Annotated in this window: 29 protein-coding genes; 27 read left to right on the plus strand and 2 right to left on the minus strand. The window is 64.9% G+C overall.

The genetic code is table 11. The features are described from left to right. Positions 1-2: 2 nt before the first annotated feature. Entirely contained in the window at positions 3-731 is a 729-nt protein-coding gene (gene flgF / locus ACVWYQ_RS33130) for a flagellar basal-body rod protein FlgF (protein WP_036027436.1), read from the minus strand. 3 nt (positions 732-734) lie between these two features. Further along, positions 735-1,523 carry a DUF1217 domain-containing protein gene (locus ACVWYQ_RS33135; RefSeq protein WP_275497125.1) on the minus strand — a complete coding sequence of 263 codons (789 nt, stop codon included), beginning with the start codon at positions 1,521-1,523 and terminating at the stop codon, positions 735-737. 141 nt (positions 1,524-1,664) lie between these two features. On the opposite strand from ACVWYQ_RS33135, the gene motA reads away from it, so the two are divergent. The 27 genes from motA (at position 1,665) to ACVWYQ_RS33270 (ending at position 26,013) form a co-directional block, all read left to right on the plus strand. Then, positions 1,665-2,561, plus strand: coding sequence for a flagellar motor stator protein MotA (motA, locus tag ACVWYQ_RS33140; RefSeq protein WP_404543254.1), 897 nt, complete (start codon positions 1,665-1,667; stop codon positions 2,559-2,561). Further along, positions 2,558-3,499 (plus strand): flagellar motor switch protein FliM, encoded by a 942-nt coding sequence (locus tag ACVWYQ_RS33145; protein ID WP_456726970.1) that lies wholly within the window; start codon positions 2,558-2,560, stop codon positions 3,497-3,499. Before motA ends, ACVWYQ_RS33145 begins: the two co-directional genes overlap by 4 nt. After that, positions 3,480-3,785: a hypothetical protein gene (locus ACVWYQ_RS33150; RefSeq protein ID WP_036037681.1), complete on the plus strand. Its 306-nt coding sequence runs from the start codon at positions 3,480-3,482 to the stop codon at positions 3,783-3,785. The genes ACVWYQ_RS33145 and ACVWYQ_RS33150 overlap by 20 nt, the downstream gene beginning before the upstream one ends. A gap of 76 nt (positions 3,786-3,861) precedes the next feature. Further along, positions 3,862-4,236 (plus strand): flagellar motor switch protein FliN, encoded by a 375-nt coding sequence (fliN, locus tag ACVWYQ_RS33155; protein ID WP_057030117.1) that lies wholly within the window; start codon positions 3,862-3,864, stop codon positions 4,234-4,236. Between the two features lie 2 nt (positions 4,237-4,238). Then, the gene (locus tag ACVWYQ_RS33160; RefSeq protein ID WP_157281925.1) at positions 4,239-5,279 is read left to right on the plus strand and encodes a flagellar motor switch protein FliG; all 1,041 of its coding nucleotides are present in this window, start codon (positions 4,239-4,241) and stop codon (positions 5,277-5,279) included. Positions 5,280-5,292: 13 nt separating this feature from the next. Further along, positions 5,293-6,378, plus strand: a complete 1,086-nt coding sequence (flhB, locus tag ACVWYQ_RS33165; RefSeq protein WP_157281922.1) for a flagellar biosynthesis protein FlhB — start codon at positions 5,293-5,295, stop codon at positions 6,376-6,378. Positions 6,379-6,442: 64 nt separating this feature from the next. Beyond that, entirely contained in the window at positions 6,443-6,844 is a 402-nt protein-coding gene (gene flgB / locus ACVWYQ_RS33170) for a flagellar basal body rod protein FlgB (RefSeq protein WP_157281919.1), read from the plus strand. An 11-nt stretch (positions 6,845-6,855) separates the two neighbouring features. Further along, positions 6,856-7,272 carry a flagellar basal body rod protein FlgC gene (gene flgC, locus ACVWYQ_RS33175; protein WP_036006988.1) on the plus strand — a complete coding sequence of 139 codons (417 nt, stop codon included), beginning with the start codon at positions 6,856-6,858 and terminating at the stop codon, positions 7,270-7,272. A gap of 2 nt (positions 7,273-7,274) precedes the next feature. After that, positions 7,275-7,604 carry a flagellar hook-basal body complex protein FliE gene (locus ACVWYQ_RS33180; protein WP_456726971.1) on the plus strand — a complete coding sequence of 110 codons (330 nt, stop codon included), beginning with the start codon at positions 7,275-7,277 and terminating at the stop codon, positions 7,602-7,604. Positions 7,605-7,622: 18 nt separating this feature from the next. Then, on the plus strand, positions 7,623-8,411 hold the full coding sequence (gene flgG / locus ACVWYQ_RS33185; RefSeq protein WP_036006992.1) for a flagellar basal-body rod protein FlgG: 789 nt from the start codon (positions 7,623-7,625) through the stop codon (positions 8,409-8,411). A gap of 13 nt (positions 8,412-8,424) precedes the next feature. Continuing rightward, complete coding sequence (flgA, locus tag ACVWYQ_RS33190) at positions 8,425-8,901, plus strand: flagellar basal body P-ring formation chaperone FlgA (RefSeq protein ID WP_198399648.1); 477 nt, start codon at positions 8,425-8,427, stop codon at positions 8,899-8,901. Further along, positions 8,898-10,028, plus strand: coding sequence for a flagellar basal body P-ring protein FlgI (gene flgI / locus ACVWYQ_RS33195; RefSeq protein ID WP_128263899.1), 1,131 nt, complete (start codon positions 8,898-8,900; stop codon positions 10,026-10,028). Before flgA ends, flgI begins: the two co-directional genes overlap by 4 nt. A 67-nt stretch (positions 10,029-10,095) precedes the next feature. Further along, positions 10,096-10,842 (plus strand): MotE family protein, encoded by a 747-nt coding sequence (locus ACVWYQ_RS33200; RefSeq protein WP_404653175.1) that lies wholly within the window; start codon positions 10,096-10,098, stop codon positions 10,840-10,842. After that, a complete protein-coding gene (gene flgH, locus ACVWYQ_RS33205; protein WP_456726972.1) occupies positions 10,843-11,550 on the plus strand; it encodes a flagellar basal body L-ring protein FlgH in 708 nt (235 codons plus the stop codon). It begins immediately after the preceding gene. A 42-nt stretch (positions 11,551-11,592) separates the two neighbouring features. Continuing rightward, positions 11,593-12,036, plus strand: a complete 444-nt coding sequence (locus ACVWYQ_RS33210; protein WP_404546309.1) for a flagellar basal body-associated FliL family protein — start codon at positions 11,593-11,595, stop codon at positions 12,034-12,036. Then, the gene (gene fliP / locus ACVWYQ_RS33215) at positions 12,033-12,773 is read left to right on the plus strand and encodes a flagellar type III secretion system pore protein FliP (protein ID WP_404653174.1); all 741 of its coding nucleotides are present in this window, start codon (positions 12,033-12,035) and stop codon (positions 12,771-12,773) included. Before ACVWYQ_RS33210 ends, fliP begins: the two co-directional genes overlap by 4 nt. A 264-nt stretch (positions 12,774-13,037) precedes the next feature. Then, on the plus strand, positions 13,038-13,946 hold the full coding sequence (locus ACVWYQ_RS33220) for a flagellin N-terminal helical domain-containing protein (protein WP_157281907.1): 909 nt from the start codon (positions 13,038-13,040) through the stop codon (positions 13,944-13,946). A gap of 270 nt (positions 13,947-14,216) precedes the next feature. Next, a complete protein-coding gene (locus tag ACVWYQ_RS33225; protein ID WP_157281905.1) occupies positions 14,217-15,131 on the plus strand; it encodes a flagellin N-terminal helical domain-containing protein in 915 nt (304 codons plus the stop codon). Between the two features lie 297 nt (positions 15,132-15,428). After that, positions 15,429-17,054: a flagellar basal-body MS-ring/collar protein FliF gene (gene fliF, locus ACVWYQ_RS33230; RefSeq protein ID WP_404543243.1), complete on the plus strand. Its 1,626-nt coding sequence runs from the start codon at positions 15,429-15,431 to the stop codon at positions 17,052-17,054. Next, complete coding sequence (locus tag ACVWYQ_RS33235; protein ID WP_404543242.1) at positions 17,051-17,746, plus strand: hypothetical protein; 696 nt, start codon at positions 17,051-17,053, stop codon at positions 17,744-17,746. The genes fliF and ACVWYQ_RS33235 overlap by 4 nt, the downstream gene beginning before the upstream one ends. Before the next feature lie 6 nt (positions 17,747-17,752). After that, positions 17,753-19,066, plus strand: coding sequence for a MotB family protein (locus ACVWYQ_RS33240; protein WP_404543241.1), 1,314 nt, complete (start codon positions 17,753-17,755; stop codon positions 19,064-19,066). Beyond that, positions 19,063-20,241 (plus strand): chemotaxis protein, encoded by a 1,179-nt coding sequence (locus tag ACVWYQ_RS33245; RefSeq protein ID WP_404543240.1) that lies wholly within the window; start codon positions 19,063-19,065, stop codon positions 20,239-20,241. The genes ACVWYQ_RS33240 and ACVWYQ_RS33245 overlap by 4 nt, the downstream gene beginning before the upstream one ends. Beyond that, positions 20,238-21,581 (plus strand): flagellar hook-length control protein FliK, encoded by a 1,344-nt coding sequence (gene fliK, locus ACVWYQ_RS33250; protein ID WP_404543238.1) that lies wholly within the window; start codon positions 20,238-20,240, stop codon positions 21,579-21,581. Before ACVWYQ_RS33245 ends, fliK begins: the two co-directional genes overlap by 4 nt. Next, entirely contained in the window at positions 21,532-22,113 is a 582-nt protein-coding gene (locus ACVWYQ_RS33255; RefSeq protein ID WP_404543236.1) for a transglycosylase SLT domain-containing protein, read from the plus strand. The genes fliK and ACVWYQ_RS33255 overlap by 50 nt, the downstream gene beginning before the upstream one ends. A gap of 106 nt (positions 22,114-22,219) precedes the next feature. Beyond that, on the plus strand, positions 22,220-23,452 hold the full coding sequence (locus tag ACVWYQ_RS33260; protein ID WP_275497112.1) for a flagellar hook protein FlgE: 1,233 nt from the start codon (positions 22,220-22,222) through the stop codon (positions 23,450-23,452). 35 nt (positions 23,453-23,487) lie between these two features. Beyond that, a complete protein-coding gene (gene flgK / locus ACVWYQ_RS33265) occupies positions 23,488-24,963 on the plus strand; it encodes a flagellar hook-associated protein FlgK (protein ID WP_456726973.1) in 1,476 nt (491 codons plus the stop codon). A 3-nt stretch (positions 24,964-24,966) separates the two neighbouring features. Then, a complete protein-coding gene (locus ACVWYQ_RS33270) occupies positions 24,967-26,013 on the plus strand; it encodes a flagellar hook-associated family protein (protein WP_275497110.1) in 1,047 nt (348 codons plus the stop codon). Positions 26,014-26,079: the final 66 nt, after the last annotated feature.

Raw genomic sequence — 26,079 nt, forward strand, 5'->3', positions numbered from 1 at the left:
ATCTACTTGCCGGGTTCGCCGAGGGTCCGGATCGCGTTCTGCAGCGAGCTCTCGGTGCCCTCGATCATCGAGTTGGTGCCGTCGAAGGCGCGCGAGGCCGAGATCAGCCGCGTCAGTTCGAGCATCGGATTGGCGCCGGAGCCTTCGACATATCCCTGCTTGAAGCCGTCCCGGGAGAAGTCCGCGATGGCAGTCGCTGGCCGGTCGGGCGTCACGCCTGAATTGCCGTAGCGTTCGAGATTGGCGTCGGCCGGAATGCTGAACAGGCCGATGGTGCCGATCTCGTTGTTGTCCTGGATGATCGCGCCGCTGCGCGCGATCGAGATCGGTCCGCCGTTCGGGTCGAGCGTGATCTGCGCGCCGCCGGAATCGACGATCGGAAAGCCGCTCACGGTCTGAAGATCGCCGTTGGGGGCGATCTGGAGCCGGCCATCGCGCGTGTAGACCGTGCCGTTCGGACCGGCGAATGCGATCCAGCCCTGGCCGACCACGGCGACGTCGAGCGGGTTGCCGCTTTCGGTGATGTTGCCCATCTCTCGCGAGATGATGTTGTCGCCGGGCGAGGAGAACGCCACCGGTGTCGGACCTGCCTTGGACAGCACGGTCTCGAACTTCACCACGTCGGTGCGGAAGGCGGCCGTGTTGACGTTGGCGACGTTGTTGGCGATCGTCTGGAGGCGCTTTTCAAGGGCGACCTGCGCCGACAATCCCACATAGAGAGCCGATTGCATGACTTACCTGTTGAACTTGATGTTCTGAAGCGTCGTGAGCACGTTGGTATCCATGCTGACCGACGTCGCGGCGCCGGCGATCAGGACCAGCGCGGGATTGGTCGAGCTGTCGTTCCGGGCCTGGGTCGCATCCCACATCGCCGCAAAGCGCTGCACGAACTTGGTCACCTTGGCCGGATCCTGAAAGTCGGTGAGCTTGATCTTGTCCGCGATCATCTTGGCCTGGGCGTCGATGTTGGCCGCGCTGATCGTCGACGGCAGGCCGAGCGCGGTCTGCACCACCTGCGTCAGCGCCTTGTCGGCCAGGATCTGGTAGGCGGTCGTGATCGTGGAAGCCTTGCGGGTGAAATACAGCGCCAAACGCAGGCCTTCGTTCTGATCGCCGGCCTTCTCCTCCATCGTCTGCGTGACGTACTGGGTCGCGGTGCCGGTCGTGGCCGCGGCGCTCTGGGTCGCCTTGTCGCCGAGTGCGGCGAAATTGAAGGCGGTCGCGAATTGCCGGTAGCGGGTGTCGGTCAGCTTGTTGGCGAAGGCGTCCTTGCTCGCGACGCCCTCGGTCAGCACCTTGCGCATGAACGCCTTGGCGTATGTCATGTCGCTGAGGCCATAGGCCTTCATCGCATAGGAATAGAGACGATAGTCCTTCAGGAAATCGTCGATGGTCTTCACTTTGCCGATATGGCTGAGGAAGTAGTCGGTCTCGCGGCTGACATCCGGCTGCTTCGCGACTTGCGTCAGCGACTTGCCCATGTCCTTGGTCAGCCTGGTGTAGTCCGCGATGGTGGATAGCATGAAACGCGCCCCTCTGGCCGCCGGTGCGACCCGCTTCAAGCTGCCGCCAATTGCTTGCGCGGGGCTGGCGACCTCGAAGCCAGCTTCGCGCAAGCGTCGCCGACTAGGTATTCCAGGTGGGATCGGCGATGGAGCGGCGCGTTGGGCAGTTTCGTGGGGATTTTCATCACGGTAGCGGCGCTGCTCGGCGGCTTTGCCGCCATGGGCGGGCATCTGGCCGTGCTCATGCAGCCGTGGGAGTTCGTGATCATCATGGGAACCGCGGTCGGCACCTTCATCGTGGCGAATCCATGGAAGACGGTGGTGGACACGGGCGTCGCCTGCATGCAGGCCATCACCAACGCGGTGCCTGGACAGCGCTATTACCTCGACCTGCTCGGCGCGCTGCACGCCTTGATGCGTGAGCTGCGGGGCAAGGGCCGCAACGAAGTGGAGGCGCATATCGACGATCCCTCGTCCTCGGAGATCTTCAAGGCGTTTCCCAGCGTGCTCGGAGATCCCTCGCTGCTCCAGTTCATCTGCGACTACGTCCGCCTCATCATCATGGGCAATGCGCGCACGCACGAGATCGAGGCGCTGATGGACGAGGAGATTCATACCATCGTGAAAGGCAAGCTGGCGCCCTATCATGCACTGGTGACGGTGTCCGAGGCGCTGCCGGCGCTCGGCATCGTCGCCGCCGTGCTCGGCGTCATCAAGGCGATGGGCGCGCTCGACCAGTCTCCGAAGCTATTGGGTGGCTTTATCGGTGCAGCCCTGGTAGGCACCTTCGCGGGCATCTTCCTGTCCTATGGCGTGCTTTCGCCCTTCGCGATCAAGATCAAGATGACGCGCGAGAAGAAGTGTCGGCCCTACATCATCGTCAAGCAGACGCTGCTGGCATTCATGAACGGTGCCATGCCGCAGATCGCCGTCGAGCACGGTCGCAAGATGATCTCCAGCAGCGAGCGTCCCTCGATCGACGTCGTCGAGAACGAGACGATCGCAGGTCCCAAGGCCGTCGTTGCCGACGCTGAACCCAAGGCGGCGCGCGCATGATGATGGAAGACACCGAGGTCGACCAGCGCAAGCAGCTGCCGAACTACCTGCTGGACGCTGCCGGCATATCGATCGAGCGTATGCCGATGCTCAATGTGATCTTCGATCGCATGGCGGCATCGTGCACCGACAGCCTGCAGCCGATGGCCGGAACGCCCTGCTATTTCTCTGTCAACGGCATCACCAACGACCGTGTCGGCGATATCATCAAGGACTACGAGGCCAACGCGGTCGCGGCGGTGCTCTATGCCGAGCAATGGGACTCCCGCGTCATCATCATGCTGGACCGTGACTTCGTGTTCACGATAGTCGAAGCGATGTTCGGATCCGACGGCGCCGAGCCGCCGCTCGACGTCGAGCGCGCGTTCTCCAACATCGAGCTCCGCCTGGTCCAGGCGCTGTTCGAACGGTTCGCCAAGGCGCTGCAATCCGCCTTCGCCGGCACGTCGAACGTGACCTTCCGCGTCGAGCGGGTCGAGACTGCGATGGCCTCGCTCGCGATCGGGCGGAGCGGCAACATGTCGATCTGCGCGAACATCATGCTGCAAGCGCTCTATCGCGGCGGCCAGATGTTCCTCATTATTCCGCACTCCGCGCTCAATCCGCTGCGCCAGAAGCTCGCTCACGTGGTCGTCAGCGACGGTCGCGCCGCCGACCCACGCTGGCGCGAGCAGATGGAAAGCGAGGTGCAGCGGACCGAGGTGACGCTCAGCGCCGTGCTCGACGAGAAGATGGTGACGCTCGGCGACGTCGTGAAGTTCGAGGTCGGGCAGGTGCTCGAGCTCGAGGCCACGCCGCGCACGCTGGCCCGTCTCGAAAGCAACAATCAGGTGTTGTTCTGGTGTCAGATCGGCCAGCTCGACGGCTATTACGCCATGCAGGTGGCAGATCCCGTCGATCAGAAGCGGGAGTTCGTCGATGATATCCTATCTCGTTGATATCGTGCTGCTGGCTGCGCTCGCCTTCACCAGCATGCGGGTGACCAGGATGCACCGCGAGCTGGCGCGGCTGCGCAGCTATCAGGGCGAGTTCTCCACCATCATGCACGAGACCGCGGGCGCCTTCGACACGGTCATCACCGCGGCGCACGATTCAACCGCGAATCTCGGACGCCTCGCCAACGTGCTGAGCACGAAGATCGACCAGGCTCACGAGGCGATCGCGGCGCTCGATGCGCGCAGCGGGCTCGCACCCGCGGCGACCGCCGAGTTGAACAAGCACTGAAAGCCGGCACCGGCAGAAAAATACGGCCGGAACGCCGCGGCGCTCCGGCAGCGGAAGTACCAAGAGGCGATACCAAATGGCGCAATCCTTCGACTATGAGCCTGCATCTGCATCGACCGAGGCCGAGACCTCACCGCTGGAACGCCTGGCCGAGATCGCCCAGCGCACCGCCGAGGAGACTGGCAAGTTCGCCAACGTCGACGCCATCTTGCGCATTCCCGTCACCATGCAGGTGGTGCTGGGATCGGCGACCATTCCGGTGGCGAACCTGATGAAGCTCGGACGCGGCGCAGTGGTTCCGCTCGATCACCGGGTCGGCGAACCCGTCGACGTCGTCGTCAACGGCCGCATCGTCGCCCGTGGCGAGGTGGTCGTCGTCGAAGAGGACAATTCCCGCTTCGGCGTCTCGCTGACGGAGATCGTGGGGCCGCTGGGGCAGGGTGATACCTGACCATGGCGGCACCGGTCGGCATCGCTCCCGTCAAGCAGCGAGGCGTTACCACGCTGGGCGGCACGGAAAAGGTCGCCGCGCTCCTGCTGGCCATGGGCCGGCAGGCGGCGGCGAGCGTGCTGCAGCAGTTCGAGCCGCAGGAGATCCGCATCGTCACCAAGGCGGCGGCGGAGCTGCGGCCGATCACCGCGCAGGAGCTCGAGGGGATCGTCGAGGAGTTCGCCCAGCAGTTCTCGATGGGCGCGAACATCCTCGGCACGCTCGGCGGTCTGGAGGCCGTGCTCGGCGACGTGCTGCCGGCCGACCAGGTCTCGCAGATCATGTCCGATCTGCTCGGCAATTCGAGCCGGTCGGTGTGGGACCGCGTCTCGTCGGTGTCGGAAAACTCGCTGGCGAGCTACCTGTCCAAGGAGCATCCGCAGACCGCGGCGCTGATCCTGTCCAAGGTCAAGCCGGCCTGCGCCGCCAAGGTCATGAGCCAGCTGCCCTCGAGCCTGCGCAACGAGCTGATGCGGCGCGTTCTGAGCCTCAAGCCGATCGTCGACGACGCCATGCGCATCATCGAGAAGACGCTGCACGAGGATCTGACGTTGAATTTCGCCCGCAACCTCGGCGCCGACACCTACGCGCGCGTCGCCGACATCATCAACAAGATGGAGCGCGGCCACATCGAGGACATGCTGAAGAGCCTGTCGGAGAAGCGGCCGAAATCGGCCGAAGTGCTGAAGGAGCTGCTGTTCACCTTCGACGACGTCGTCAACCTGACACCGAAGGCGCGCACCATGATCTTCGACCAGGTGCCGACCGATCGCATCGTCGTGGCGCTGAAGGGCACCGACAAGCATTTCCGCGAGCTGATCCTGTCCTCGGTCGCCTCGCGCGTCCGCCGCGTCGTCGAGCACGAGCTCGCCATCGGCGAGCCGTCCAACCAGCGCGACGTGCTGGAGGCGCGACGCGTGATCACCGACCTTGCGCTCGAGCTGGCGGAGAAGGGCGAAATCGAGCTCAACCCCGAGCAGGAGGATGAGCTGGTCTTCCGCTGACCGCTGAACGGGCATGGCAGAAACATCCGATCAGGAGAGCAAGACAGAAGAGCCGACCGAGAAGAAAGTCCGCGATGCGCTCGAACAGGGCAAGATTCCGGTCTCTCGGGAGGCCTCCATTTTCGCCTCGATGGCCGCGCTGATGGTGATCCAGGCGTTCCTGATCGGCCAGGGCGTGCAGCAATTGACGCCGACGCTGAAGAGCCTGCTCGACGATCCCGAGGGCTTTCCGCTCTCGACCGGTGCGGACGCGCAAAACCTGCTCACCGTGGTCGGCCTGCAGGCACTGCGGTTCCTGGTGCCGTTGGTGGTCATCCTGGTGGTGTTCGGGCTCGCCGCCTCGCTGCTGCAGAACGCGCCGCGCCTGGTGCTCGAGCGGATCAAGCCTGACTTGTCGCGAATCTCTCCAGTCAGCGGCTGGAAGCGGTTGTTCGGGACGCAGGGCCTGATCGAGTTCGCCAAGTCGCTGTTCAAGCTCGCCGCGGTGACCGCCGTGGTCGCCTTCGTGCTGCGCGCGTCCGAAGCGAGGGCGTTCGAGGCCATGTACACCGACCCGGTCGCGCTGCCGGAGATGATCCTCAACATCGCGATGCGAATCGTCTCGGCGATCTGCATCGCCACCATCGTCCTGGTGGCGATCGATCTCGCTTGGGCGCGCTTCCACTGGCGGCGCGAGCTGCGCATGACCAAGCAGGAGATCAAGGACGAGCACAAGCAGGCGGAAGGCGATCCCCTGATCAAGGCGCGTCTGCGCTCGCTGGCGCGCGACCGGTCGCGCCAACGCATGATCGCCTCGGCCTCGCGCGCGACGCTGGTGATTGCCAACCCGACGCACTTCGCGATCGCGCTGCGCTACAAGCGTGAGGAAAACGCCGCGCCGCTGGTGGTGGCCAAGGGCATGGACGTGATCGCGCTGAAGATCCGCGAGATTGCCGAGCAGAACCGAATCCCCGTCATCGAAAACAAGGCGCTGGCGCGCGCGCTCTACGAGGCAGTCCAGGTCGATCAGGTGATTCCGGCGGAATTCTTCCGGCCCGTTGCCGAGATCATCTACTTCCTCCAATCCAAGCAGGCGCCGCGGCCCGAGAACGTCCGATAGATTTCCGAGGATGGTGCTTCGCGCAACAGCTTGACGAAAGCTTAACGCCCTAGGCTCGTCCCGAATGGATCAGAATGGGGCCGTCGTGGGACCGCTTTATCTCTTCGAACTCGCATCGTCGCAGGCGCGCTATCTCGAGCTGCGTCAGTCGACCATCGCCACCAACGTCGCCAACGCCAACACGCCGGGCTTTCGGGCGCGCGACGTCGAGCCGTTCAACAAGGTGCTCGACGGCATGCCGGTGAGGCTTGCGACGACGTCGCCGTCCCACATGCAATTGGCCGCAGCCGAGACCGACACGCGGGCGACCGCGAAGAAGGACAGCTGGGAAGTGGTTCACTCCGGCAACTCCGTCAGCCTCGAACAGGAAATGATCAAGGGCAACGACGTCAATCGCGACTATTCGATGAACGCGGCGATCGTGCGGTCGTTTCACCGCATGGTGCTGTCGAGTGCAAAGGCCTGAGGTGAATTGACATGCTGGACTCATTGAGTGCCTCGCTGACGGTCGCAAGCTCCGGGCTCGAAGCGCAGTCGACGCGCATGCGCATCGTCTCGGAAAACCTCGCGAACGCCACCTCGACGGGGCGCGCCGCCGGCGCCGATCCGTATCAGCGCAAGACCATCACCTTCGATGCGGCGATGGATCGCGCCTCCGGCGCACAGCTCGCGAAGGTCAAGGAGATCGGGGTCGACACCACGCCTTACCGGGTGGAGTACGATCCGGGGCATCCCGCCGCCGACAAGGCCGGCTACGTCAAGCTGCCGAACGTGAACATGATGATCGAGATGGCCGACATGCGGGAGGTCAACCGCTCCTATGAGGCCAATCTCCAGGTCGTGAAGCAGGTGAGGTCCATGCTCGGCATGACCATCGATCTCTTGAGGAGCTGACCATGCTTGAGGCGATTTCATCCACCGCGATTTCCGCAGGGCAAGCCGCGGGCCGTGCGACCCAGACGCAGGCCGTCTCGCCGGCGGCGACCACCGCGATCCAGACCAGTGACGACGTCGGCTTCGAATCGGTGATGAAGCAGGTGACGTCGGATGCGATCGGGACGCTGAAGGCGGGCGAGGCGGCATCGATCTCGGCAATGCAGGGCAAGGAATCGACGCGCCGCGTCGTGGAGGCGCTGATGTCGGCCGAGCAGGCCCTGCAGACGGCGGTCGCGGTGCGCGACAAGGTCGTCCAGGCCTACCAGGAAGTCGTTCGGATGTCGATTTGATCTGAAGGAGTGGGACCAGTGAAATCGCTCGCCATTGCGGCCACGGGCATGAACGCCCAGCAGACCAACATCGAAGTCATTGCGAACAACATCGCCAATATCAACTCGACCTCCTACAAACGGGCGCGCGCGGAGTTCACCGATCTGTTCTACCAGATGGACCGCATGCAGGGCGTCGCGAATACCAACGGCTCCTCGCCGATTCCGGAAGGTGCCAATCTCGGCCTCGGCGTCAAGTCCGCGGCGATCCGCAAGCTGCACATCCAGGGCGCGCTGACGCAGACCGGCAATCCCTATGATCTCGCGATCAACGGACGTGGCTGGTTTCAGGTGCTCGGCCCCAACAACGAGGTGCAATACACCCGTGCGGGCTCGTTCAACGTCAACGCCAACGCTCAGCTGGTCACGATCGACGGTTACCTGCTGGATCCCGCGATCACCATCCCGCAGGGGACGGTCGAGGTCACGGTCAACCAGACCGGCCAGGTGTTTGCCAAGCTCGACACGGAAGTGAATCCGCGGCAGATCGGCCAGCTCAACCTCGCCAACTTCGCCAACGAAGCGGGTCTCGAGCCGCTGGGCAGCAATCTCTACAAGGAGACCACGGCGTCCGGCACGCCGGTCGTCGGTCTGCCGGGCGATGCCGGTTATGGCAAGATCAACCAGAAATGGCTCGAAGCCTCGAACGTCGACCCGGTCAAGGAAATCACCGAGTTGATCTCGGCACAGCGTGCCTACGAAATGAATGCCAAGGTCATCCAGGCCTCGGATGAAATGGCCCAGACGGTCTCGAAGGGCATGCGCTAGTTCCGGTGTCTCGATGTTGAACAGGGTGGGCCTGATCGTGCGCGGGTTGGCCGCCGTGCTGCTGGTTCTCGCCGCGGCGCGGGCCGCCGCAGCCGAGGAGAAGCGGCTTCCCGTGCCGGCCGTCTCGATCCGCGCCGGCGAGCTGATCCGCGAGGAGATGATCACCGAGCGCGCCTTCGCGCCGAGCCTGCTCGGCGTCGCCATGTTCATCGAGGCGCGTCAGATCCTGGTCGGCCGCATGGCGCGGCGCGCGCTGTTGCCGGGCCAGCCCATTCCAACCAATGCGGTGGAGGACCCCTGGACCGTCGCGCGCGGCGCCATGGTCAAGGTCGTGGTCGAGGACAGTGGCCTCTCCATCGTCACTTACGGCTCGGCCATGCAGTCGGGGGCGGCCGGCGCGCTGATCCCCGTGCGCAATACGGATACCGGCGTGATCATCAGGGGCGTCGTCCAGCCGGACGGCAGCGTCAAGGTCATGGACGGGTCATGACCAGGCTCCTGCTTGCGCTCATACTGCTGGTGTCGGCCGCCAGCGCCCAGGCCGCCGTCCGCATCAAGGACATCGCGGACATCAAGGGTCTGCGCGAGAATCAGATCGTCGGTTACGGCCTCGTCATCGGCCTCAACGGCACCGGCGACACGCTGCGCAACGCGCCGTTCACCGAACAGTCCCTGCAGTCGATGCTCGAGAACATGGGCATCAACGTCAGGAACGAGACCACGAGCACCAACAATCCCCCGCGTCCAACCACGCTGCGCACGCGCAACGTCGCAGCCGTGATGGTGACGGCGGACCTTCCGCCTTCGATCGGGCCCGGCGAGCGCATGGACGTCACCGTGTCCTCGCTCGGCGATGCGACGTCGCTGCTCGGCGGCACATTGGTGATGACGTCGCTGCGCGCGGCGGACGGCGCCGTCTATGCGGTGGCACAGGGCGCGATCACGGTTGCCGGCTACAGCGTCGGAGGCCAGGCGCAGAACGTCAGCCAGGGCACGCCGACGGCCGGGCGCATCCCGAACGGTGCGCTGGTCGAACGCGAGGTGCAGGGAAGCCTCCACGAGATGGAGTTCCTGGTGCTACAGCTGAAGAACCCGGACTTCGTCACCGCAACGCGCATCCTCGACGCTGTCAACCGCTACGCCGGCGGTCGCTACCGCGCGCAGATCGCCTTCGAGCGCGACTACCGCACCATCGTGCTGTCGAAGCCGCGTCATGTCGGCCCTGTCCGCTTCCTCGCCGAGATCGGCGAATTGGTGGTCGAGCCGGATACGCCGGCGCGGGTCGTGATCAACGAACGCACCGGCACGGTCGTGATCGGGCGCGACGTGCGGATATCGACCGTCGCCGTGACCCACGGCAATCTGACGGTTCGCGTCACGGAGATGCCGGTGGTGTCGCAGCCGGCGCCGTTCTCGCGAGGACAGACGGTGGTCGTCCCGCAGACGGTGGTCGAAGCCAACGAGGCCGGATCGCAGGTGGCGATCCTGAGCGGGGTCGATCTCCAGCGCTTGGTGCGCGGGCTGAACCAGATTGGCCTGAAGCCATCGGGGATCATCGCGATCCTGCAGGCGATCAAGACGGCAGGCGCGCTCCAGGCCGACGTCATCGTGCAATGATGCGCAAGCGTCGTGCAAGCTTGGTCGCTCAATGCTCAGGTCTGAAGCGAGAATCGCACGCGGCCCGATGCTGAAGCTGGATCACAAAGGCAAACTCCTCCTGCTGGCCGCGGTAGCAATGCTCGCGAGCGCCTCGCCCGCGCTCGCCTTGGACGAGACCAAGCCGTCGAAACCGCTCAACCTGCTCTCCTTCGCCCGCGCCCGCGCGGGCGGACCGCAGAAGCCGCAGCCGCCGGCCACCGCGACACCTGGCGACAATGCGTCGGTCCGGGCCACGGCATGGGCGGCCGAGGAGTCGGGCCCCGTTATCACCGGCGCGGTGCCGGAGACACCGGCGCCTGCCCGTCCGGCCAAGCCTGGCAGCGTCACGGCGCCGCCGAAGCCTGCACCGCCGCAGGCTGCGCCGGCCCCCGACAACGAAATCGCGCTGTTCTGCAGCAACGTTGCCGATCCCGCCGTCGACGCCAGGCTGGCCTGGCAGCTCAAGGAGCTCGAGAAGGCCGAGAGCCTGCTGCGCGAGCGCATCGCCGAGGTCGAGGCCAAGCGCGCCGAATACGAGAAGTGGATGGCGCTGCGCGACGACTTCTTGAAGAAGGCCGAAGCAAGCGTCGTCGAGATCTATTCGCGCATGAAGCCCGAAGCTGCGGCGACGCAGATCGCCGGCATGGCCGACGAGACCGCCGCCGCCGTGCTCGCCAAGCTCAGCCCGCGCAGCTCGAGCGCGATCTTCAACGAGATGGACACGGCACGCGCGGCGCACCTCGCAGACCTGCTCGGCGGCATGCGTCGCGTGGACGACGGAAAGAGCAAATAGATGAACAGGCAGATCCTCATCCTTTCGCTGCTCGCGGCGTCCGTACTTCTGGCCGGTTGCTTCCATGATCCGGCCGAAGTCCTGACCGGTCCGCAGATGTCGCCCGTCGGCAGCGGCCTGCGGATGCAGGCCGATCCGATCCCGGTGACGCCGCGCATGCGCACGCCCGTCAGCTACCGCTCCACCTGGGACGACGGCACCGATCTCTACCGCGATCCCCGCGCCCGCCGCACCGGCGACGTCGTGACGGTGATCATCTCGATGCAGGACAAGGCCAAGCTCGACAACAAGACCGGCCGCTCGCGCGACTCGCAGGTCAAGTTCGGTCTCGACTGGCTGATGGATATCGCCGGATGGAACGACACGGGTTCGGCCAACGCCAATCTCAGCACCAACACTCAGATCAAGGGCAACGGCCAGATCGACCGCACCGAGGACATCAGGCTCTCGATCGCGGCCATCGTCACCGACGTGCTGCCCAACGGCAACATGATGATCAGCGGTTCGCAGGAATTTCGCGTCAACACGGAGATGCGCGTGCTCAAGGTCGGCGGCATCGTGCGTCCGCGTGACATCTCGCGGGCCAACACCATCTCCTACGACAAGATCGCCGAGGCGCGCGTGTCCTACGGCGGGCGCGGAAATCTGTCGGACGTGCAGCAGCCTGGGTGGGGACACCGGATCTATGACGCCGTGGCACCATTCTGAGACCGGCGTCGGCCGGGGCGCGTTGCGATGCCAGGGGACGCCATGCGCCTGATCGCCGCCATCGTCGTGCTGACCCTGATCGCGATCGGCGCGGGCGCGATTGCCGGTCTGCATCTGATCGCGACCGCCGAACGCGTTGCCGACGCCAAAAAGAACGCCACATTGCCGCCGATCGCGTCGAGCTACGCCGGCAGCGCGCGGCTCAGGAAATTGTCTCCGATCGTGACCAACCTCGCCGCGCCGGCCAACAATTGGGCGCGCATCGAAGCCTCGATGGTGACCGACAGCATGAGCGACGAGGATGCGGGCATTCTGGCCGCCCATATCAGCGAGGACATCGTGACCTATTTGCGGTCGGCGACGGTGGCGCAGTTCGAGGGATCGCGCGGGCTCCAGCATCTGCGTGACGACCTGACCGAGCGTGCCAATATCCGCTCATCGGGCAAGGTCCGCGAATTGATCATCGAGACGCTGGTGATCCAGTGAGGGTGATAGTCCTGCTGCTCGCAATGGTTCTGGTCGTGCTGCCCGAAGCGGCGCTGGCCCAGATTCCGGACCTGAATTCCCTGCTGCCGCCCGGAAACGGCTCGACCAGCGGCCGGATCATCCAGCTGATGGCGCTCATCACGGTGCTGTCGGTGGCGCCGGGGCTGCTGATCATGGTGACGAGCTTCACGCGATTTGCGGTGGCGTTGTCGTTCCTGCGCGCCGGTCTCGGCCTCCAGACCACGCCAGCCAACCTGGTGCTGATCAGTCTCGCGCTCTTCATGACCTTCTACGTGATGGCGCCGACCTTCGACCGCGCCTGGGAGACCGGCGTCCAGCCGCTGATGAAGAACGAGATATCGGAGGAGGAAGCCTATCTGAAGATCACCGATCCGTTCCGCGAGTTCATGCTGGCCCATGTCCGCGACAAGGATCTCCAAACCTTCGAAGCGCTCGCTGCCGAAAGCTTCCGCAGGAAGTTCGACGACAAGCGGGTCGATCTGCGCGTCATCATTCCGGCCTTCATGATCTCCGAGCTCAGGCGCTCGTTCGAGATCGGATTCCTCATCATCCTGCCGTTCCTGGTGATCGACATGATCGTGGCGACGCTGACCATGTCGATGGGCATGATGATGATGCCGCCGACGATCCTCGCGCTGCCGTTCAAGATGCTGTTCTTCGTGCTGATCGACGGCTGGAATCTGCTGGCTTCCGGGCTGGTCCGCTCGTTCTCGTGAGCACCGCGAGCGCCCGCCGGCCGATTATGGTTAAGCGAAACGCGCTGGATATGGTTATCGGCGCGTAATTTTAACCATATGATATTACTGTGGAATTCAAGCTCGTCTTAATCCGGAAGCAAGATTCGGCGTGCTAGCAATGCGGCACGGCGGGTTGGACCCACACAGATCGGTCCAAAGGCATGATGCCGCCCTTCCGTACCGGTGCAAGCCCGGTATGTCCCCTCGTGAAAATGTAAACGCGTACATAAAGGGACATTCGCAATGTCAAGCCTGCTTACGAACTCGACTGCCATGACCGCACTCCAGACCCTGCGGTCTGTGGGTTCGCAACTTTCCACCACGCAGAACCGGATCTCGACCGGCCAGCGCGTGTCCACCGCGTCGGACAACGCCGCCTATTGGTCGATCGCAACGTCGATGCGCTCCGACAACGCTGCGCTCTCGGCGGTGTCCGACTCGCTCGGCCTGTCGGCTGCGACCGTCGACACCGAATATACCGCTCTGACCTCGGTGATCGGCGACAAGGACTCCGGTCTGACCAAGCTCCAGGCGCTGCTGGTCCAGTCCAAGACCGCAGGTATCGACCGCACCAAGATCCAGGCCGACATCACCCAGATCCAGCAGGACATGAAGCTGAAGGCCAACTCGGCGACCTTCAACGGCATCAACTGGCTGAGCACGACGACGGGTACCACTCCGACGAGCTTCAGCCTCGTGTCGTCCTACTCGCGCGTCGGCGGCACACCCACCATCGGCTCGATAACGGTGACGACGGCCAACTACACGCTCTACTCGACCACGCAGACCGGCATTCTGGACACCGTGGCCGGCAGTGCGTCGGTCGACACGATCAACATCTCTGCGCTTACCGACTCGGCCGCCGACCAGACCACGCTCGATGGCTACATCGCGCAGGTGACGACTGCGATCAACTCGGTGGCCTCGGCCGCCGCCAACCTCGGTGCGGTCAAGAACCGTATCTCGACCAACACGAACTTCGTGAAGTCGCTGATGGACTCGGTTGACCGCGGTGTCGGTCAGCTCGTCGACGCCGACATGAACGCGGAATCCACCCGCCTGGCCGCCCTTCAGGTTCAGCAGCAGCTCGGCGTGCAGGCGCTCTCGATCGCCAACAACAGCAGCCAGAGCATCCTGTCGCTGTTCCGCTAAGACGGAAGTCATCGGAGGAGGGCCGCGCTTCTCGCGAAGCGCGGCCCTTTCGTTTGGGCAAGGCCACGCGCGCCCAAGTCCGGCCGCCTGTTGCGGCAGGAACACAGGGCCACAAGCCCCGCACAAGCTTCGCTCGCTAACCTCGCCGCTACGACAGATTGGGCCTTGAACCCGCGTTTGCGGCACGCCCAAAGGCATGACGCCGCCCTGTCGTACCGGTGCAAGCCCGGTATGTCCCCAACTCAAGTCAATCTTCAAAGGGACATCAAAATGGGTTCTAGTCTTCTCACCAACTCCTCCGCCATGACCGCGCTCCAGACCTTGCGGTCTGTCAGCACGCAACTCGCCACCACGCAGAACCGGATCTCCACCGGTCAGCGCGTGTCCACCGCCTCGGACAACGCTGCCTATTGGTCGATTGCGACCTCGATGCGCTCCGACAACGCCGCGCTGTCCGCGGTCTCCGACTCGCTCGGCCTGTCGGCTGCGACCGTCGACACCGAATATACCGCCCTGACCTCGGTGATCGGCGACAAGGAATCCGGCCTGACCAAGCTCCAGGCGCTGCTGGTCGAAGCCAAGACTGCCGGTATCGACCGCACCAAGATCCAGGCGGACATCACCCAGATCCAGCAGGACATGAAGCTGAAGGCCAACTCGGCGACCTTCAACGGCATTAACTGGCTGAGCACGACGACGGGTACCACCCCGACGAGCTTCAACCTCGTGTCGTCCTACTCTCGCGTCGGCGGTACGCCCACCATCGGCTCGATCACGGTGACGACCGCCAATTACACGCTCTACTCGACCACGCAGACCGGCATTCTGGATACCGTGGCCGGCAGCGCCTCGGTCGACACGATCAACATCTCCGCGCTGACCGATTCGGCGGCCGACCAGACCACGCTCGATGCCTACATCGCGCAGGTCACCGCCGCCATCAACTCGGTGGCCTCGGCAGCTGCCGATCTCGGTGCGGTCAAGAACCGCATCTCGACCAACTCGGAGTTCGTCAAGACCCTGATGGACTCGGTTGACCGCGGTGTCGGCCAGCTCGTCGACGCCGACATGAACGCGGAATCGACCCGCCTGCAGGCTCTGCAGACCCAGCAGCAGCTCGGCGTTCAGGCGCTCTCGATCGCCAACCAGAACAGCCAGAGCATCCTGTCGCTGTTCCGCGGCTAAGCGGCGCTTTCGAAAACGACCGTGCTCCCTCAGGGAGCACGGTCCCCGCCGTGATGGTGGGCGCCGACACGCGATAGGCCGGCAATCGAACCTTCGTCATACGTCTTGCAACATGCCGCAGCCGCTCGGGCTGCCGTGCGCCCGAGCGCTCGCTCGCAGCTGCCAAACCGATTGCGCCGCCTCGTCTTGCATAATTGCAACGCCTCGCCAGCGAACCCGAAACATTCGCGCCTCGCGCAACCTTCAGACAAGGTTGGCAGCTGAGTGTCGTCACCATTCGCATTGGTACGAGGTCATATGCTCAGTCGTGCGCAGGTACAGCAACTGCTCAACAATCTGCTGGAGCTTGGGCCGCGACGCCTGATGGCCTTGGGACTGATCGGTTTTGCGGTTCTCGTCACCGTCGTCGGCGGCGCCTATTATCTCAGCCGCCCCGAGTTCGAAACGCTCTACACCGGCCTCACCCGCGAGGACGTGACGCGCATCGGCGCGGCGCTGCGCGAGCAGAACATCACCTTCGACGTCAATTCCGCCGGCGACGCGGTCTCGGTGCGTCCGAGCCAGACCATGCAGGCGCGGATGCTGCTCGCCGAGAAGGGGCTGCCGACCAGCGCCAATTCCGGTTACGAGCTGTTCGACAAGATCGGCTCGCTCGGGCTGACCTCGTTCATGCAGGAGGTCACCAAGCTGCGCGCGCTCGAAGGCGAGATCGCCCGCACCGTCCAGCTGATGAAGGGCGTGAAGGCGGCGCGCGTGCATATCGTGCTGCCGGTGCGCGGCTCGTTCCGCGCCACGCAGCAGCCGCCTTCGGCATCGGTCGTGCTGCGCACCGACGGCGCGATCGAGGCGCGCACGGCGCAGTCGATCCGGCATCTCGTCGCCGCCGCCATTCCCGGCATGAGCCGCGACAAGGTGACGGTGCTCGACGCCGACGGCTCGATGCTGCTCGCCGAAGAGGACGAGGCCAGCGCCGCGCCGACCAAGATGGCGAGCCTGCAGAAGACGGTCAGCGGCATGGTGCAGGAGAGCATCCGCAAGGCGCTGACGCCGTATCTCGGCCTCGACAATTTCGAGGTGAGCGTCGCTCCGCAGTTGTCCACCGACAAGCGGCAGATCAACGAGACGGTCTACGATCCCGAGAACCGCGCCGAGCGCTCGGTGCGGGCCATACGCGAGAAGGAATCCTCGCAGAACGCCGACCGCTCGTCGCCGACCACGGTGCAGCAGAATCTCCCCGACCAGCAGGTGAATGCGGGCGGCGGCAAGAACTCCAGCGAGGACAAGACCCGCCGCGAGGACGTCACCAATTTCGAGGTCTCCTCCAAGACCACGACGACGGTCAGCGACGGCTATTCCGTCAAGAAGCTGTTCATAGCCGTCCTGGTCAATCGCGCTCGGCTGGTCGCCGATCTCGGCGACAAGAGCAACCAGGCCATCATCGACAGCAAGCTCGCCGAGATCAGTCAGCTCGCGGCGACGGCGGGCGGACTGGACAAGGCGCGCGGCGATCAGATCCAGGTGACGGCCGTCGATTTCATCGAGGGCTCGCGTGAGCTGGCGCCGGTGCCGCCGATCAGCTTCGTCGAGATGATCAACAAGCAGCTCGGCAGCGTCATCAACGCGATCACGATCCTGGCCGTGGCTTCGATGCTGGTCTGGTTCGGGCTGCGGCCGGCGGTCAACGGCATTCTGACCCATCGCGCGGAGCAGGAGCAGGCGGAGGCGGCCGAGGCCGCTCAGCTCGAGGCCTCGGCGGCCCTTGCGCTGCCCGACGGCGAGGAGGCCGAGCTCAACCTCGTCGAAGACCTCGAAGGCAAGATGCAGCGAACGCCGCAGAAGCGGCTCGAGCAGATCGTCCGGCTCGATCAGATGCAGGCGGCGGCGATCCTTAAAGACTGGATGCGACGCGAGGAGGCGGCATGAACGCGGCAATCGGAAAACTCCTGACGCAGTTCGATGCGAATGGCCGGGTCAAGTCGTCGCCGCCGCCCCCGCCTCCAAAAATCCAGGACGTGCTGACCAGGCCAAAGGAGGCGAGGCGCGATCCGCAGCCTCAATCGCAGCCGCAGGCCCACACGCAGCTTCAGGCTCAGCACCCGGCCCCCGCGACGGAAGCGCCGCCGGTCAATCTCCTGGACGATGCCTATCGGCGCGGCCATGCCGCTGGCGTCGCGGAAGGCGACGCCAAATTGGCCGAGGAGCGCGTCCGCAGCGCGATCCGGCTCGGCGAAGAGCGGGCGAAATGGTCCGATCAGCAGGCGGTCGCGATCGTCAGCGGCTTCGAGGCGGCCTGCCGCGAGATCGAGACCAACATCGCAAGCTCCGTGGCGCGGATCCTGCTGCCGTTCCTCGCCGATGCGGTGCGCGACAAGGCGATCGGATCCCTGGTCGAGCAGATCGCGGCACTGACCGGCAGCTCGTCGGCGCCGGCCTTCAAGGTCACCGGCCCGAGCGAGCTGCTGGACCTCGTGAAGACGCAGCTCGAGGCGTCCAAGCGAACCGGCATCGCATACGAGGCCGCCGAGACGCTCGAGGTGCGCGTCGTGGCCGACCAGACCGTGATCGAGACGCAGATCTCCGCCTGGAGTGAACGCCTCAAGGAAGCGCGCCGGTAGTCCGCCATGGAGGAGGTCAAGCATGAGATCGTGATCGTCCGCCGCCGCAGCGCCTTCGCCGAGGAGGCGCATCACGGTGGCGTCTGGAAGATCGCCTATGCGGACTTCATGACCGCGATGATGGCGTTCTTCCTGGTCATGTGGCTGCTCAACGCGCTCAACCAGGACCAGAAGCAGGTCGTCGCGAGCTATTTCAACCCGATCAAGCTCGCTGAGAACTCACCTGCCCCAAAGGGCCTCAAGGATCTCTCAAAAAAGGAGCCGTCGTCGTTCGAAGGCCAGGACGGCAAGCGTCAGCCGGCCGGCACGAACGAGGAAAGGCGCGGCGATTCTCCGACGGCTGAGAAGCCGGCCTCTTTCGAGGAGAAGGTCCTGTTCCGTGACCCCTATGCGACGCTCGCCGAGATCGCCAACAGCGCGAACCAGTCCACTGGCCAGCGGCGCGCCGGCGCACTGACCTCCGCCGAAGAGGACGGCCTCAAGGGGGGCGATGCCTATCGCGATCCATTCGATCCCGGCTATTGGAAGCTGGCGCCACAGGCGTCCAAGGACGCCGATCGCTTCATCGAGAGCGAGCCGAAGCCGAATGCCTCCGCACGAGACGGCGCAGCCGGAGCAAATCCGGGCGAGGTGCAGGCGCGCCGGAGCAGGACGGATGATGCCGGCGGCAACGTGGCTCCGGGCCCGGAGAGCTCGTCCGCAAATCTGTCGCCGCTGGTGCCGCCGGGCGCCGCACCGACGCAGTCGCCGCGCGAGGGCAGCGCCCAAGCTGGCGTTCAGGTGAGCACCGCCCCGCAGGCTCGTCTCAACGATACGGCCAAGGAAACCGAAGCGCGCGACGCGGCGCAAACGCAGCAGCCCACCCTCAAGCAGCTTCAGTCCGCGGTCGCGGAGGCGCTGTCGGACATCAAAGCAGGGGCGGGGCCGGCGGCCGAGGTGCGTCAGGTCGAGGAAGGGCTCCTGGTCAGCCTCACCGACGATGCGAGCTTCGGCATGTTCGCGGTCGGCTCGGCGGAGCCGCGGCCCGAGCTGATCCGCGTGATCGACAAGATCGGGCCGCTGCTGATGAAGCGCCAGGGCATGATCATCCTCCGCGGGCATACCGACAATCGGCCGTATCGGTCGGAAACTTACGACAATTGGCGGCTGTCGACCGCGCGTGCGCAGATGGCCTATTACATGCTGGTCCGTTCCGGCGTCGATGCGCGGCGGATCGAGCATATCGAAGGTTACGCCGATCGGCGGCCGAAGCTCCCGAACGATCCGGCGGCCGCCCAGAACCGCCGGATCGAGATCCTGATCCGGGAGAAGCGCCCTTGATCAGGCTGCTGCGCCGCGCCATCTTGCTGCTGCCGTTCATCGCGGCAAATGCGCTTGCCCAGCCTGCACCACCCCAGGGCAGCGAACCCTATGAGCTCGTCCGCGCGCTGCAAGCGGTGCAGGACGGCATCGCCAATGGCGACACCGCCGCACATGGCAGTCATATCGCGCTGATCCGGCAAATCGGCGAGAAGTTTCTCGCGGCCGATCCCGCGGTGTGGAGCAATCCGCGGAATGGCCAGGCGGCCGTTATCTACCTGCTCAGTGGCGGTGCGCCGCAAGTCGTCCGCAAACTGCCGCGCGACAAGATGAACGTCGACGAGCGGCTGTTCAACGGTGCGCTCGCCTATGTCGAGGGTCGCCAGGAGGAAGCGCGGGAGCTGCTCAAGGAGATCAAGCCGCGGACGATTCCCTCGGGACTGGGCGGACAGGTCGCGCTGGTTCAGGGCGCGCTGTTCGCGCGCGCCGAGGCCTCGCTCGCGATTGAGCGTCTGGACGATGCGCGCCTGCTGTTGCCCGGCACGCTGGTCGAGGAGGCGGCGCTGCGGCGCGAGATCCTGTTGGTGGGGCAGGCGGAGGATTTCGAGAAGTTCGAGTTCCTGACGCTGGCCTATATCCGCCATTACCGCAACTCGATCTATGCGGGCGATTTCTGGCAGCGCTTCTCCGCGGGGCTGACGCAATCTAGCCTGGCACTCGACGAGCGCCGCTTTGCGCGGATCTCAGCCTTGCTCGAGCAGGTCGATCGCGCCAGCCGTCTCAAGCTCTATCTCGTGATCGCGCGCGCCGCGATGGTGCGCGGACGGCTGACCGTGACCCGACTTGCGGGCGAGCGGGCCTTGACCCTCAGCGCGGATGCATCGGCGGAACGCGAGCGCGCCCATTTCTTCCGCGGCGCCTCGCGCGTGCTCACCGACGAATATGACGGCGGTCTCGCCGAACTGAAGGCGCTCGACCGGTCGAAACTGCCCGAACGCGACGTCCCCCTTCTCAATGCCACGGTGCAGCTCGCGCTCGATGTCCGCAAGCCGTTCGCGGGCGGATCCGCCGCGGCGGCGGACAAGCCCCCAGCAACGCCGGCGCGCCTCGATCTGGCGTCGTCGACCGCGACGCTCGCACGCGCGCAGAAGCAGCTCGGCGAGCTCGAACTTCTGACCAAGGACCGCCGTCCATGACCAAGCTCAGTGGAACCTCCGGACAGCTCTTCAACGGTCTCGCCGAGAGTCTCAACATGCGCGGGTCGCGCGCGGCAAAGGGCGCAGCGACCAAACCGCAGGCGAATTCGTCCTTCAACGAATTGCTCCACACCGTCTCTAATCTCGCCAAGCAAGCCCTGAGCGAAGACGGCAGCGAGACAGCCGCGAAGACGGGAACGCTGCGCACGCGTCCGATCCAACCGATCGAGCAGGAGCAGCCGAAGGAGGCGGCGCTGCGCGAACGCGTCGCGACCACTGCAGATCCAAAGTCCATGGACGAGAACTCCGACGCCAAGTCCGACGGGCTGGCGGAGAAACAACGTCCGGTCGATCATGTCACCGGGACAGATCGCCAGGATCAATCCGGCATCGCTGTGATGGTCGGCCAGGAGATCGCTGCCGCGGCTGCCGTGAAGCCGCAGATGCAAGTGCCCTCCGCAGACAAGGACGCGCCTGCGCGCGACGAGCGGTCAACCTCGGCGAAGCACGAGGCTCCGGGCGTGATGAAGGCGACAACAGTCAATACCGTCCCATCCGGACTTGCCCCGACCGCCGCACGCTCGCAGGCTGCGGCTTCGCAAGCGATGGCCGCGCCGCAGCCGGCGCTGACGCAAGGTATGGAGGCTTCGAGCGCAAGGCCGGCATCACCCGGCTTCGAGGCTGTTACGGCCGATGTCGAGCGCGCTGCCAAGGCTTCGGCGCACGCCGCGCTGCCCGAGGCAACCAAGGTCACCGTGGTCCAGCAGGAAACCCATCTGCCACCGGCGCAGTTCAACGCCCCGCAGCAGGTTGCCAATGCCGTCGTCGCCGAGCTGAAGGAGTCCTCGGCACCGGCTGCGTCCGCGGCACCCGATCTCGCCGCATCCCAGACCAACGCACCGGATCAGCCGCTCAGGATCCTGACGGTCAATCTCGAACCGCCCGCGCTCGGCAACGTCACGGTGCGCTTGCGTCTCGTCGGCACCGAAGTGTCCGTCCAGCTCGCGGCCGAGCGCAAGGACACGAGCCAGATGCTCGACCAGCAGCGCGACCAGATCCGCGATCTCATGCAGTCGGCGGGCTACGTCGCTGACGTCGCGCCGGTCCAGCACGGATCGCTGGACGGATTCCAGGGCAGCTCCGGCCAGTCGCAGCCGCAGGCCCCAGGCCAGCAACAATCCTCGCCGCAGTCGCAAGGCGCATTCGGCGGTGCCGGCACGTCGTCGGGGCAATCCGACGGCGGCGCGAAGCAGGCCCGCGAGGAGCGCCAGTTCAACCAGGAGACGCGTCATGAGCAGGACGTGGCGCCGCATCATCGTCGCGGCCCTGTTTATCTCTAGTGCGGGCGCTGCCCAGGTGGCCGCCGAAACTGCGCGCCCCTGCGAGCGCGAGATGGCGCGCGCGGCCCGGCAGCACGGGATTCCGCTCGGCATTCTCTATGCGGTCGGACTCACCGAGACCGGCCGGCGCGGGGCGCTCCATCCCTATGCCCTCGGTGCCGACGGCCAGACCGTGTTCGCCAAGGACATCAACGATGCAATCGCGAATTTCGAGGCGATGCGCAGCAAAGGCATCAAGTTGATCGATCTCGGCTGCATGCAGATCAACCATTACTATCACGGCGAAAAGTTCGCTTCGGTCCGGGCGATGTTCGATCCCGCGGGAAACGTCGAGTACGCCGCGCGCTTCCTGAAGGAGTTGAAGCAGCGCGAGGGCAGCTGGACCATGGCGGTCGCCCGCTACAACGCGGGTCCCAACAATCAGCCGGCGCAGAAGCGCTATGTCTGTCACATCGTTGCGCATCTCGTCTCGAGCGGTTTCGGCGCGTGGACGGACAAGGCGCGCTCGTTCTGCCAGCCCAGGACGAGCTGAAGCAGAGCTGACCGGATCACGACAAGCTGTGCATCGCGCCCAATCATCAGCCCCGCGCAAGCAAGAACCCCCATTGTAGCTGCAACCTACCAAAGGAGCCCAATTCATGAGCCTGTATGGTGTTATGCGCACCGGCGTTTCCGGGATGAACGCGCAGTCCAACAAGCTGTCGACGGTCTCGGACAACATCGCCAACGTCAACACGACGGGCTACAAGCGGGCTTCGACGGAGTTCTCCTCGCTGATCCTGAAGAGCGGCTCCGGCAATTACGATTCCGGCGCTGTCGAAACCAAGGTCCGCTATGCCATCAGCGACGGGGGCAATACGCAATATACCACGTCGACCACGGACCTCCGCGTCCAGGGCAATGGCTTCTTCGTGGTGTCGAACGCCAACAACACGCAGCAATATCTGACGCGGGCCGGCTCGTTCGTGCCCGACAGCCAGGGCAACCTGGTCAACGGGGCCGGCTTTTATCTTCTGGGCCAGCCCGGCAACGTGACCAACTTCTCGCAGAACAGCCTGTCCGGCATGCAGATCGTCAACATCGCCCAGGTCTCGCAGGTGCCGGTGCCGTCAACGGCGGGGACGCTGACGACCGGCAACCTGGATCCGAAAGCGGCCGTCATTGCTGGCCCGCCTGGTCCGGCGTCATATTCATCGAAGAGCTCGATCGTGGCCTACAACAATATCGGCCAGGCCGTTACGCTCGACGTCTATATGTCCCACACGGCGACGGCTGCCGGCTCGGATACCTGGCAGATCGAAGTTTACGATTCCGCGACGGGCACCTCCCTCGGCGCGGCCACGACCTTCACCTTCGACACCACGGCGGCCGGGCGGGGCGCGCTCGCCGCGGCGAGCCCGACCGGTCTTGCCTTCACCGTTCCCGGCGGTGCGGCGATGACCCTGGACCTCTCGAACCTGACCCAGGTCGGCACCGACTTCAGCTTCAAGGCCACCGTCAATGGCAGCGTTCCTTCGGCCATCGAGAAGGTCGATATCGACGATGCCGGCCACGTGACGGCGATCCTCAAGAACGGGCAGCAGATGACGCTCTACACCATCATGCTCGCCGACGTCGCGAGCCCCGACAATCTGACGCCCGAACCGGGCAACGTCTATTCGACCAATATGAATTCCGGCAACGCGCAGGTCGGAAATGCCGGCACGGGTGGGCTCGGCACGATCCAGTCTAGTGCCCTGGAGGACTCCAACGTCGACCTTGCGGACGAACTCACCGGCATGATCGAGGCCCAGCGCGGCTTCACGGCGAACTCGAAATCGTTCCAGACCGGCTCGGATCTGCTGGACGTCGTCGTCAACCTGAAGCGCTGAGTTCTTCGGCGCTCGTTTTCGGGCAAGAGCACGCCATGTCGCTTACCGCCGCTCTCAACTCGGCTCGCTCCTCGCTCATGGCGTCGAGCGTCCAGTCGTCGGTCATCTCGCGCAACATCGCCGGGGCCAGCGCCACCGGCTATTCGCGCAAGCTCACCGTGCTGGACAATCTGCCTGGCGCCGGCGTCTATGTCGCGGCGATCCAGCGCGCCGCCAGCTCGGGCCTCTACAACAACGTCCTGATCGCGACCTCGTCGTCCGCCAAGCAGACCGCGATCTATGACGGCCTGCAGAAGATCGCCACCGCGACGGTGGACGATCCGGAGCTCGACCAGTCGCCGACGGCGCAGCTCAACGCGCTGAAGCAGGCGTTGCAGAAATATGCCAACGCCCCGGACAACGCCACGCTGGCGCAGGCGGCCGTCGCGTCCGCCAAGGACATGGCGACCGCGCTCAACCAGGCGACCCGGACCGTGCAGTCGGTCCGCGAAAGCGCCGATGCCGACATGCAGACGTCGGTTCAGAACATCAACCAGTTGCTCTCCCGGTTCGAGACCGTGAACACCGCGATCGTGAAAGGCACGATCTCCGGCGACGACATCACCGACTATCTCGATCAGCGCGACAGCATCGTCTCGCAGCTGTCGCAGGAGGTCGGCGTCAACATGTCGATCCGCCCCAATGGTGACGCGGCGCTCTACGCCGACAGCGGCGTCGTGCTGTTCGACAAGACGGCGCGGACGGTGAGCTTTGCGCCGACGAATGCCTACACCGCCGGCACCACGGGCAACGCCGTCTACATCGACGGGGTCCCGGTGACCGGCGCCAATTCGGTGATGCCGCTGAAGTCGGGCAAGCTCGCAGGCCTCGCCCAGCTGCGCGACCAGGACACCGTCACCTATCAGAGTCAGCTCGATGAAATCGCACGCGGCCTGATCAATACGTTCAGGGAAAGCGATCAGACCGCCGCGGCGCTGCCCGACGTTCCCGGCCTCTTCACCTATCCGGGCGCACCGGCGATGCCGGCGAGCGCGACCGTCTCGGTGGGTCTCGCCGGCACGATCTCGGTCGCGGCCTCGGTCGATCCGACCCTGGGCGGCAACCCGAATCTGCTGCGCGACGGCGCGATCAGCGGCAACCCCGCCTACCGATACAACACCGCCGGCAACGGCGGCTATTCGGCCCGACTGCAGCAGCTCATCGGCGGCATGGATGCCGCGCAGCCGTTCGACGCAACGACGCAAGGCAAGCCGAGCGGCAGCCTGATCGACTTCGCATCGTCGTCGGCGAGCTGGATCGAGAATCAGCGCAAGGTCGCCAACGACAACTCCGAGTACCAGAGCACCTTGCTCAACCGCAGCATCACGGCGTTGTCAAACGTCAACGGCGTCAACATGGACGACGAGATGGCCTTAATGCTTCAGGTCGAGCGCACTTATTCGGCCTCGTCGAAGATCATCTCGACCGTCGATGAAATGCTGCAGAGCCTGCTGGCCGCCGTGGGGAACTAAGCCATGATGAGCGCAAATTACGTTTCCACCCTGATGCTGTCCTCGTCGTTGAGGTATTCGATCACGAACAATCAGGCGGCGCTGAGCAGGGCGTCGACCGAAGCGACCACCGGCCGCTTCTACGACGTTGGTCTGGAACTCGGTGCCTCGACGGGAAGCGACCTCACGCTGCGGGCGGACTGGAGCTTTGCCGACCAGCTCGTCGACACCAACGGTCTCGTCTCGGGACGCCTCGACGTGACGCAGAATCGGATCACCCAGCTCAGCAAGACCGCGACGGACTTCCTCAAAGACTTGATCGCGGCCCGCAGCACCGACGGCGGCGGGCGGGTCATCTTGCCGCCTGCAGCCTCCAATCTCCAGGACCTGATCGGCGCACTGAACGTCTCCTATAACGGCTCCTATCTGTTCTCGGGCATCAACACGCAGAACGCGCCCATCACGCCTTACGCCGCGGGCTCGGCCAGCAAAAACCAGGTCGATGCGGATTTTCTCGCGGCCTTCGGCTTCTCGCAATCCGCGCCCGGCGTGGCCACGATCACCCCGGCCCAGATGCAGACCTTCCTCGACACCACCTTTGATGCCGAGTTTGCCAGCCCGGCCTGGAACACCAATTGGTCGTCGGCGACAGACCAGACCATGCAAAGCCGCATCTCCACGACGGAGATCGCGGAAACGTCGGTGAGCGCCAACCAGATCGGCTTCCGCAGGCTCGCCGAGGCCTACACCATGATGGCCGACCTCGGGAACGTCAGTCTGAGCCAGGAGACGTTCCAGGTCGTCGTGGACAAGGCCATCGGCCTCGTCGGCAACGCCATCAACGATCTCGCGGCGCTCGGCGGCAGCGTCGGCACGGTCCAGCAGCGGGTCACCACCGCAACCGCCAAGCTCAAGACGCAGCAGGACATCCTGAACAATCAGATCGTCGGCATGGAGAAGGTCGATCCGACCGAAGCCTCGGTCCGGGTCAATACGCTGCAGACACAGATCCAGACCGCGCTGGCGCTCACCTCGCAGCTCCAGAAGATCAGCCTCATCAATTATCTCTGAGCCAAGGCTGCGCTGTCAGGCTCGTAACCTTTGTCCAGTTGTTCGGTTTTCTGCGAAGAGTGGTCC

Source organism: Bradyrhizobium sp. USDA 3397 (assembly GCF_054060965.1).